12 protein-coding genes are annotated in these 9,753 nt (G+C 62.5%); 7 read left to right on the forward strand and 5 right to left on the reverse strand.

The window, feature by feature from the left end; genetic code table 11:
* Window positions 1-48 precede the first annotated feature (48 nt).
* Window positions 49-1,095, reverse strand: a complete 1,047-nt coding sequence (locus tag GTA51_RS11930) for a diguanylate cyclase (RefSeq protein WP_160961363.1) — start codon at window positions 1,093-1,095, stop codon at window positions 49-51.
* 166 nt (window positions 1,096-1,261) lie between these two features.
* Here GTA51_RS11930 and GTA51_RS11935 point away from each other — a divergent pair, with 166 nt between their 5' ends.
* From GTA51_RS11935 to GTA51_RS11950, 4 genes are all read left to right on the forward strand, one after another.
* Window positions 1,262-1,603, forward strand: a complete 342-nt coding sequence (locus tag GTA51_RS11935) for an STAS domain-containing protein (protein ID WP_160961364.1) — start codon at window positions 1,262-1,264, stop codon at window positions 1,601-1,603.
* A gap of 20 nt (window positions 1,604-1,623) precedes the next feature.
* Window positions 1,624-2,433 (forward strand): O-methyltransferase, encoded by an 810-nt coding sequence (locus GTA51_RS11940; protein ID WP_246198113.1) that lies wholly within the window; start codon window positions 1,624-1,626, stop codon window positions 2,431-2,433.
* A gap of 37 nt (window positions 2,434-2,470) precedes the next feature.
* Complete coding sequence (locus GTA51_RS11945) at window positions 2,471-3,643, forward strand: GNAT family N-acetyltransferase (RefSeq protein ID WP_160961366.1); 1,173 nt, start codon at window positions 2,471-2,473, stop codon at window positions 3,641-3,643.
* A gap of 148 nt (window positions 3,644-3,791) precedes the next feature.
* Window positions 3,792-4,517: a metallophosphoesterase family protein gene (locus GTA51_RS11950; protein WP_160961368.1), complete on the forward strand. Its 726-nt coding sequence runs from the start codon at window positions 3,792-3,794 to the stop codon at window positions 4,515-4,517.
* A 251-nt stretch (window positions 4,518-4,768) separates the two neighbouring features.
* Here the strand turns inward: GTA51_RS11950 and GTA51_RS11955 are convergent, their stop codons facing one another.
* The 3 genes from GTA51_RS11955 to GTA51_RS11965 are packed head-to-tail and all read right to left on the reverse strand — an operon-like array spanning window position 4,769 to window position 6,862.
* Window positions 4,769-6,127, reverse strand: a complete 1,359-nt coding sequence (locus GTA51_RS11955; RefSeq protein WP_160961369.1) for a S1C family serine protease — start codon at window positions 6,125-6,127, stop codon at window positions 4,769-4,771.
* A gap of 35 nt (window positions 6,128-6,162) precedes the next feature.
* Window positions 6,163-6,594, reverse strand: a complete 432-nt coding sequence (locus GTA51_RS11960; RefSeq protein ID WP_160961371.1) for an Hsp20/alpha crystallin family protein — start codon at window positions 6,592-6,594, stop codon at window positions 6,163-6,165.
* Between the two features lie 52 nt (window positions 6,595-6,646).
* Entirely contained in the window at window positions 6,647-6,862 is a 216-nt protein-coding gene (locus tag GTA51_RS11965; protein WP_160961372.1) for a Trm112 family protein, read from the reverse strand.
* Between the two features lie 101 nt (window positions 6,863-6,963).
* Here GTA51_RS11965 and GTA51_RS11970 point away from each other — a divergent pair, with 101 nt between their 5' ends.
* From GTA51_RS11970 to rpmA, 3 genes are read left to right on the forward strand one after another with little or no spacing between them, the layout of a single operon-like run.
* Window positions 6,964-7,866 carry a PHP domain-containing protein gene (locus GTA51_RS11970; protein ID WP_160961374.1) on the forward strand — a complete coding sequence of 301 codons (903 nt, stop codon included), beginning with the start codon at window positions 6,964-6,966 and terminating at the stop codon, window positions 7,864-7,866.
* 32 nt (window positions 7,867-7,898) lie between these two features.
* Complete coding sequence (rplU, locus tag GTA51_RS11975) at window positions 7,899-8,207, forward strand: 50S ribosomal protein L21 (RefSeq protein ID WP_160961375.1); 309 nt, start codon at window positions 7,899-7,901, stop codon at window positions 8,205-8,207.
* 24 nt (window positions 8,208-8,231) lie between these two features.
* The gene (gene rpmA / locus GTA51_RS11980) at window positions 8,232-8,516 is read left to right on the forward strand and encodes a 50S ribosomal protein L27 (protein ID WP_160961377.1); all 285 of its coding nucleotides are present in this window, start codon (window positions 8,232-8,234) and stop codon (window positions 8,514-8,516) included.
* Between the two features lie 81 nt (window positions 8,517-8,597).
* Here rpmA and GTA51_RS11985 read toward each other — a convergent pair whose 3' ends face one another.
* Window positions 8,598-9,617, reverse strand: a complete 1,020-nt coding sequence (locus GTA51_RS11985) for a serine/threonine-protein kinase (RefSeq protein WP_246198108.1) — start codon at window positions 9,615-9,617, stop codon at window positions 8,598-8,600.
* Window positions 9,618-9,753 lie beyond the last annotated feature (136 nt).

Here is a 9,753-nt window from a genome sequence, read left to right on the forward strand (position 1 = left end):
CAAGGACGCTTCGGGGGGCCTGGCGCGACCCCTGACACGCACGCGGGGCTACCCTTTCACATACGCGCACACCTGATTTCTGCCTGACGACTTGGCCAGGTACAGCGCCTTGTCGGCGGCATCGACCAGGTGGTCAATATCGGGAGTGGGACAATCTTCCAGCAACTCGGCCACGCCGATGCTGACGTTGATCTTGATGCCGGCGGCCAGGATCTGGCCGTCCGGGTCGCGGATGACAAAATTATACCGCTCGATTTTGCGGCGGATGATGTCGGCCAGTTCGGTGGCCTCATTTTTGGCGACATCGACGAGGGTCACGGCGAATTCTTCACCGCCGTAGCGGGCCGGAAAGATATCGCGATCTTCAAGCTGCTTCATTTCCTCGGCAAAGCCGCGCAGGATGGAGCCGACCACCACCAGGGCCTGATCGCCGATGCGATGGCCGTGCTCGTCGTTAAAACGCTTGAAATGGTCGATATCGCACATAAAAAGTGACAGCCGATGCCCCTTGGCCACGGCCTGGGCCACGACGCGGCCCATCTGTTCGTCAAAGGCGCGCCGGTTGGCAATGGAAGTCAGGGAGTCGGTCAGCGTCAACGCCACCATCTTTTCGGCGTCTTCCTCGATCAGGGTGACCATTTCCTGGAACCCCCGCCGGATGGTGCCGAGCATGCGGTCCACATCGCCGCCGGATTCCACGGCCTGGACCGTGACGTCTTCCAGGTTCTGCACGCCGCCTTTGTGCCGGAACATGGCGTCTTGAAACTCCTGGACCAGGGCGGCGGTTTCGGCCAGCGTGCGGGTCAGGGCCCGGTTCCAGGGGGTGCTCAGGATGCGTTCGTTGGCCTTTATGACCTCGCGAAATTTTTCGTCGGTAAAGTCCCCGGCCCGCAGCACTTCCATGACCAGCGCCTGGAATTGCTCTTTTTGCTCGGTATCCAGAAAATCATAGCTCTTGATGCTGCGCATATAAAGGATAAGACCCCGCCATTTCGAGTCGCGGGGCACGCCCACACGGTCGAGCATGGCGCAGACCGATTCGGAACAGGCATTGGAAGCGATGGGCTTCCTTGGGGGGCCGGTATCCTTGTTCATGAGCGGAGCGCACCTCACTGTGATGTCTTGATTACCTTCATTGCAGCCTATACATGCATTTTCATCCCACTGGAAGGGGGGAGGGCCAACTCCCGGAGCCGGCTTGCCCGGGGCCGGCCGCCATGGTAGGAACCGCCCATTGCTTATGCGGCAACACGGAGGCGCAATGGACTTGCACGTGACGCAGCACGACCGGCTGACCCTGGTGTCCGGTCTGCCCAGGATGTTTGATTATACCGTCTGCCCGGACTTCCAACGGCTTCTGGCGGCGCATCTCGAAAAAGCCCCAGCGGTCCTGGTCTTTGACCTGTCCGGCGTGGAATTCATGGATTCCAGCGCCATCGGCAGCCTGATCACCATACGCAACCGCCTGCTGCCAGCCGGCGGGACCGTGGGCCTGTGTTCCATCACCGACGGCGTGGCCAAAGTGCTGCGCATTGCCGATCTGGGCAAGGTCTTTGCGCTGCATGCCGACGTGCCGGCCGCCCTGGCCGCCGCCAGGGACTGAGCCGGCTCCCCCCTGCCCCCATGCTGATCCGCTACACACCCGGCGCAACCGGCTTTTTCGCCGGCCTGCGGCGGGCGGTCCGGGCCGTACTCTATCTGCCAACCGCTTGGCGCATGGCGCAAAATCCCTGCTATCCCTGGCTCAACGCCGGGGCCGTGCGTTTTTTAGAGTCCCATCTGACCAAACGCATGACCGGCTTCGAGTGGGGCGGCGGGCGCAGCACCGCCTTTGTGGCCCGGCGGGTGCTCACCCTCGTCAGCGTGGAGCACCAGCCCAAATGGCGGCGGCGCACGGCGGCGCTTCTGGCCAGCCAGGCCCTCGCCAACGTCTCCTGCCGGTTTGTGCCGGCCGGCGACGCCCCGGGCCGGCCCGAGGCCCGGCCGGACATCTGGCAACGCTTGAGCCATGTCCATGGCCAGCCGCAGTACGCCGCCTACACCGACGCCATTCTGGAATACCCCCAAGACTGCTTTGATTTCGTGCTCATCGACGGCCGGGCCAGGGTGGAATGCGCCTACAATGCCTTAAGCCGGGTGCGCCCGGGCGGGTTTCTCCTTTTGGACAACAGCGAATGGGAAAAATACGCCCCCATCTTTACTGCGGCGGCCGCCGCCGGCTGGACGCGCCGGGATTATGAAAATGGCGTATGGCGTACCTCCATTTTCTGCCGCCCCGAAACGCCGGCCGCCTCTGCCGGCCCTGTCACCCCAATCGATCCGGCCGCCCCGGCTGGCTCTGTCGCCCCAGTCGGCCCCACTGGCCCAGCCGCCTCTGCCGGCCCGGCCGCCCCTGCCGGCCCGGTCGTCCCGTCGCCTTTGTCGCCCCAGTGAGGTGACAGATGCTGCGGCAAGGCTTATAAGCTAGGCCATGACAGTGCCAAACGAACAGCTCACCCTGCGCTTTGCCCGCTCCATGTCCGAGATCGACGGCCCGTCCTGGAACGCCCTGGCCGCGTCCCTGGACACGCCCTTTTTCGAATGGGAGTGGCTCAAACTCCTGGAGGATTCCGGCAGCGCCGCCCCGGCCCGGGGCTGGTATCCCAACCATTTGATCGCCACCCACGGCGGCAGGCTCATCGGCGCGCTGCCCATGTATCTCAAATGGCATTCCGACGGCGAATTCGTCTTTGACCAGCTCTGGGCCGAAGCGGCCGTGCGCCTGGGGCTGCCGTATTATCCGCGGCTGGTCGGGGCCACGCCCTTTACCCCGGCCACCGGGCTGCGCTTTCTGCTTGATCCCGAGGCCAACCAGACCCGCCTGTCGCGCCGGCTCTTTGAAGCCATGGAACAGTTTTGCCTGGGCAACGGCGTCCAGGGCGCGGCGCTCCTATTTACCGAACCGGAGTTTGCCGCCGCTGCCGAAGACTACGGCTTCACCAGTTGGCGGCACCAGGGCTACCTGTGGCGCAACAGGGGGTTTGCCGATTTTGACGCTTTCCTGGCGACGCTCAACGCCAACCGGCGCAAAACCATCCGGGGCGAACGCAAAGCCCTGGCCGATTCCGGCGTCACCGTGGAAATCGTGGCCGGCAGCGACATCCCGGACGCGTTTTTCCCGCTCATGCAGCGCCTCTACGACAAGACCAACGCCAAATTCGGCCCCTGGGGCTGCCGCTACCTCACCGAGGAATTTTTCGAAGGCATGGCCGGGGCCTTTCGCCACCGTCTGGCCTTTGCCGCCGCCTACCGGCCGGGCCGCCGCGAACCCATCGCCCTGGCCCTTTTGGCCCACAAAAACGACATCCTCTTTGGCCGCTACTGGGGAGCCTTTGAGGATGTGCCCTTTTTGCACTTCGAACTGTGCTACTACGCTCCCATCGCCTACGCCATCGCCAATGGCTTTCGCCGCTACGACCCCGGCATGGGCGGGGCGCACAAAGCCCGACGCGGCTTTGCCTCGGTGTCGAGCTACAGCGCCCACCGCTTCTTCGATCCGCGCATGGACATGATCTTTCGCACCCACATCGACCGGGTCAATGTGATGGAGAAAAACTACATCGACGAATTAAACGACCTGATGCCGGTCCGGCGGGGGGAGTGAGCGACGCGAGACGAGACGAGAAGACAGAAGAGGCCTCCGGCGGCCAAAGGGGTGACCCCTTTGGAATCCCACCTGGAAGGCAAGAGGGAAATGGCCCACCCACACCGCGACCTTGTGACTTGCCGCCAAAGCTGCCATTATCCCCACCATGCTCCTTGCTGCCATCGCTGACATCCACGGCAATCTCGAAGCCCTCGTCGCCGTTCTGGCCGACATCGACGCCCGCCCCCCCGACCTTGTGGTGAGCCTGGGCGACAACATCGGCTACGGCCCGGACCCCGAAGCCGTGCTGCAGCTGCTGGAGGCGCGCCTGATACCCAGCGTGCGCGGCAACCACGAATGGGCCGCCGTCGACCCCAGCCGGCGCGGCGGGTTCAATTCCCAGGCCCTGGAAGCGCTCATCCGCACCGAAGGGCTGTTAAGCCGTGAGGCCCTGGCCCGCATCGCCAACTATCCGACCTCGCTGGTGACGGCCGGCTGCCGGCTGGTCCACGGCCTGCCGCCCAACGACACCACCAGCTACCTCTTCGAGGCCGGCGAGACGACACTGCGCCGGTGCTTTGCCCGCACCCCGGAACCGGTGTCCCTGGTCGGGCACACCCACATGCTCGAAGGAGTGACCTTGCGAGGCCGCTGCGTGGACCGCTTCGAGCTGTCGCTGGGCGACAATCCCCTGGACCCGGCCGACCGCCATATCGTCAACGTCGGTGCCGTAGGCCAGCCCCGCGACGGCGACAACCGGGCAAAATATGGGATTTTCGACACGGAAAGCCACGTTTTGACCATCCGGGCCGTGCCCTATGACATCGAAGCCGTGGCCCGAAAAATCGTCGAGCGCGGTCTGCCCAAACGCTACGCCGACCGGCTGCGTTAATAAGATAAGAGGAAGAAGCCTCCGGCGGCCGGGGGGGATAATCCCCCCCGGACCCCCTTGATAGGAAAAGTTTTTCTAGGGGTTATGGGCCTTGTCGCAACGGTGGCCGGAAGCAGAAAATGCGCTCGTCGGTCGCGTCAGACCGCCGTCACAGCAATGCCGTTCCCCCTTAACCCCTTGCCTTCCAGGTGGGATTCCAAAGGGGTCACCCCTTTGGCCGCCGGAGGCCTCTTCTGCCTTCTCCCTTCGCCTTATTCCACGCCCATGCGGGCGTAGTAGCCTCGGCCACCCCGTTCGATCATGACGAGGATGACGCGGTTTAAGCGGTTGACGTAGACGGCCCGGGTGAAATCACCTTGGCCGGTGAGCTTTTCCCCGCCGATCTGGACCAGCGCGTCGCCGGGTTTAAGGCCCAGCCGGGCGGCCGGCGAATTGGCAGCCACCGCAGCCACGCGCACGCCCTGGCCAGCCTTGACGGTCAGCCCCCAGCGGGCCTGGGCCAGGGTCACGGCCTCGCCGTCGCCGAAAGCGGCGGGTGCGGCGGCAATTTTCAGCTCCTCCTCGCCCCGGCGCACGGTCAGCGTCAGCGTCTCGCCCACTGTGGAGGTGGCCAGCGCCCCCCGGTACTGCTCCTTGTCGTCGAGGTCTGCGCCACCCACGGCCGTGAGCAGATCCCCCGGCCGCACCCCGGCTTTTTCGGCCGGCGAGCCTGGAACCACCTCGACCACCAGCAGGCCGCGCGGCCGGTTCAGGCCAAAATAACGGGCCGTGCGGACATCCACGTCCTGGCCCATGATGCCAAGCCAGGCCGGCGTCACCCGGCCGCCGCGCATAAGCTCGGCCACCACCCGCCGGGCCTTGTTGATGGGGATGGCAAAGCCGATGCCTTCGGCCCCGGCCTGGATGGCCATGTTGATGCCGATGACCTCGCCGGCCAGATTGACCAGCGGGCCGCCGCTGTTGCCGGGGTTAATCGCCGTGTCGGTCTGGATCAGGTCGGCATAGGCCCCGCCCTCGTGCTTGAGCGAGCGGCCGACAGCCGAGACAACGCCGGTGGTGACGGTGTGGGTGTAGCCAAAGGGATTGCCGATGGCGATGGCGGTCTCGCCGATCATGATGTCGGCGGAATCGCCCATGGCGGCCTGGGGCAGCGTGCCGCCGCCGGACAGACGCAGCACGGCCACGTCGAAATCCGGGTCCGCGCCGACCAGGGCGGCGTCGAGGAGCCGGCCGTCCTGGAGGCGGGCCTTGATCGACGTGCCACCGGCAATGACGTGGGCGTTGGTGAGGACAAGCCCCTCCTTACCGTCGATAATCACGCCCGACCCCAGGCTTTCCTGGGTCTGGCGCTGGGGGGCGGCTGACCCCGGGCCGCGAAACTGGCGGAAAAAATCATCGTCGAAAAACGGTCCCGGCGCACCGCGCCGGTCCACGCTGCGGGCCGAGGTGATATTGACCACGGCCGGGGCCACGGCAGCCACCGCTGTGACCACCGGCGTGCGCCGCAGCTCATGCCCGGACGAAGCCGCCGGGCAGTGGCTGCAAAGGGGGAAGAACATGAGGAAAGCGCAAAGAAACAGGCGATTCGCCCACAGGGCGCTGCGGCCCATGGCAAGCCTCCAGGCAGGGGTGAAAGGTTGGGGCGTCAACTGATGGGGATGCGGCGGTGCAGGCGCTCGGGGCGCATCTTGGGCAGGCACACCACCAACAGCCCGTCTTTTAAAACGGCCGTGATCTCGGTGCGCGACACGCCCTTGGGCAGGGCGAAACTGCGGGCAAACGGCCCGTATGAGCGCTCGAGCATCTGGTACAGGCCGCCCCGGACGTCTTTTTCGAAGCGGCGCGACCCCTGGATGAGCAGCTCCCGGCCCTGGATCTCCACGGCCACGTCTTCCCGGGCCACGCCGGCCAGTTCCAGGGTCACCCGGAACTCGGCCTCCGTTTCCACCACATCGGCCACGGGCTGCCAGGCATAGGCGCAGTCCCGGGCTCCGGCGGCGGCTTCTTCCATCATGCGCCCGGCCTCGTTGCCGATTTCGGCCAAGGCCATCCAGGGCGTCCAGTGCAGTTTGGCCATGACGACTCCTTGCCCGATGGGAACCAGCCCCCGGGCGGCGGCGCTCTCCAGGTTATTTTGCGGCGCTGTCCTTGACGGAACGCTTGCCGGCGTCCCAGTCGGCTTTGGCCACGGCTTCTTCCACCAGCATGATGGGGATGTCGTCGCGCACAGGATAGACCACGGCGCACGGCGGGCAGAAAAGACCGGCCTCGGCGTCAACAACAGTCAGTTCGCCCTTGCATTTGGGGCAGGCCAGGATGGTCAGCAGATCGGGATGTATGCTCACGGACGGTCTCCTTTGGCGAGAGTGTGTCCCGGTAATAGCCAAATCGGGCCGGCCGCGCAATGTGAGGTTCACAAGTCGGCCCGGGCGGGCTAGGGTCAGTGATGGCGCTTATTGATCTGCATACCCATACCACGGCCTCGGACGGAACACTTACTCCCAAGGAACTGGTGGCCCGGGCCGCCCAAAAAGGCCTCGTTGCCGTGGCCATCACCGACCACGATTCCCTGGCCGGGCTGCCCGAAGCCCGTCTGGCCGGGGCCGAACACGGCGTGGACGTGGTGACCGGGGTGGAACTCTCCGTGGCCGACGGCCCGTCCAGCATTCATCTGGTGGGGCTTTTTCTGCCTGAGACGCCCGGCCCCCTGGCCGAACAACTGGACTGGCTGCGCCAGCGTCGCCACGACCGCAACCACCGCATCCTGGAAAAGCTCAAAAGCCTTGGGGTGTCGCTGGACTATGACGCCGTCACGGTCCTGGCCCAGGGGGTGGTGGGCCGGCCGCACATCGCCCAGGCGCTTTTGGCCCAGGGCGTGGTGTCGAGCTTTAAGGAAGCCTTCACCCGCTTTCTCGGGGTCTATGGCAAGGCCTACGTGCCCAAGGACAAGCTGCCGCTGGAAACGGCCATTGCACTCCTGCACGCCGAAGGGGCGTTGGCGGTGTTGGCCCATCCCTACATATTGGGCCAGTCCGGGCCGGTGCTGGCCGAGACCGTCACCCGCTACCGCGACGCCGGCCTGGACGCCATCGAGGCCTTTTACACCGAGCATTCCCAGTACCAGACGCTGGAATACCTGGCCTTGGCCCGCAAGCTCGGGCTGGCTGTCTCCGGCGGTTCGGACTACCATGGCGCGGCCAAGCCCGAGGTGGAACTGGGTCGGGGGCGCGGCAGCCTGCGGGTGGACATCGCCGTTTTGGATGTGCTGCGGGCCAGGCAGGCGAGACTTTTGGCGACAGGGTCGAGCCTGGCGCAAAAAGAACTTGACCCCGGGGAGCACCAGGTATAGAGGATTCCTCTTCCCTATCGGAGGTCAATTTTATGTACGCAATCGTTATGGCTGGCGGCAAGCAATACAAGGTCCAGGAAGGGGCCACCATCACCGTGGATCTCGTTGCGGCCGATGCCGGCTCGGAATACGTGCTGGACAAGGTGCTCATGGTTGGCGGAACCGAATTCCAGTTCGGCGCGCCCTATGTTGCCGGCGCGGCGGTCACCTGCGAGGTGGCTGGCCACGTCAAGGGCAAAAAGATCGTGGTCTTCCACAAGCGCCGCCGCAAGGATTCCCACAAAAAACAGGGGCATCGCCAGGGCTACACCCAGCTTAAGGTGAAGGCCATCTCGGTCTAGCAGCATCTTTGAAGGAGTCGCGACATGGCACATAAAAAAGCAGGCGGCAGCTCCAGGAACGGCCGCGACAGCGCCGGTCAACGGCGTGGCGTCAAACGTTTCGGCGGGCAGACGGTTCTGGCCGGCAACATCCTCGTGCGCCAGCTCGGCACCAAGTTCCACCCCGGCAACGGCGTGGGCATGGGCCGCGACTACACCTTGTTCGCCCTCGTGGACGGCGTGGTGCAGTTCGAGAAGTATTCCCGCAACAACAAAGTCAAGACTCGCATCCACGTGGTTCCGGCCCAGGCCCCTGCGGCCGCAGCCTAACAAACCGGATCCGGGAAGCGACAGAATTTTGGGCGGAGGGTTTACCCCTCCGCCCTTTTCGTCGTTGAATTAGACCAGGAGTTACAATACTTTGCCTTGTATCACTGCCTTGACAAATTGTGCCTCAACTTTCCGAACATCAGAGCTTGTAATATCTTTCTTCGAAAAGCTTGAAATTTTTGTTTCCCGCCCTGACGTGTTATACTTTTTGAATGCTGTGAACGTATAATTATTCTTAGACACGCACACCCGTACAAAACGGTAGGTATATTTACTGTCCTTTCCAACCAACATCCCAGTAGAATCAACTGTCCAATACCCTGAGAAGGGAATTTTTTCGAGTGCACGCCTCATTTCAAGCGCCGATTGGAAACGGTCATCAAGGCTAGGAGAAATTGAGGTCAAAATTAAGCGACAAATGGCACTTGGAATAAACGGCGGGAAATCATTTTTTGTAACTAGCGTGCCCTTGGCGAGCGCATTCTCATAACCTGATTGACCAAGAGCCTGAAATTTAGCTTTAAGTGCTCCGAGCCCCACGAGCATTCGAAAAAACGTTAAGCCAGCCTGAAAAAGATCAGTCCGTGCTTCAATGCCACACCCAGAGCACGTCTCCGGTGCTGCATGAAGCACATACCACTTTGAAGGCAACACAGGAGAACCGTCTGAAGAAACGCACACGATTCCATAGTCTCCAAGCATTGCCTGCCCCTGTAACCCAAGCAAAACATTTTCAGGCTTTACATCGTTATGAAACATATTATTCAAATGCAAGTGTTCAAGGCCCTGCATTATATCAATCATCGCACGAACAGCTATCGGTAAAGGCAAAAAATTACTCGGATTTGCCTGGGATGTGATAGAACCATCCGGGAGGAAATCCATAGCGATGACAACCTTTCCATCTGTTGCGACGTCAGCCTGATGCACTCTAACCAAATTATTATGTGTAAACAAATGACCGACTTGAGCTTCCTTTAAACGCTGATCAATCTCGATCCCGTTATCCAAAATTTTGATCGCGAATTCACGGTCTAAGGCATGGTCTTTCGCCAACCAGACTTCTCCAAAAGCACCGCGCCCAACCTGCCGTACAAGCATATACTTATTATCATTTCTGTCCGGCTAATTTAGAAGAGATAGCCTGCTAGAATTGTTTGGTTTTAAGCGTTGCCGTCGCGGGTCAATGAGGTCGAGAATTTCACATTGCTGAAACAGATTTCGTTGCACCAGCCGG

Source organism: Solidesulfovibrio aerotolerans (genome assembly GCF_009856865.1).
GTDB lineage: Bacteria > Desulfobacterota > Desulfovibrionia > Desulfovibrionales > Desulfovibrionaceae > Solidesulfovibrio > Solidesulfovibrio aerotolerans.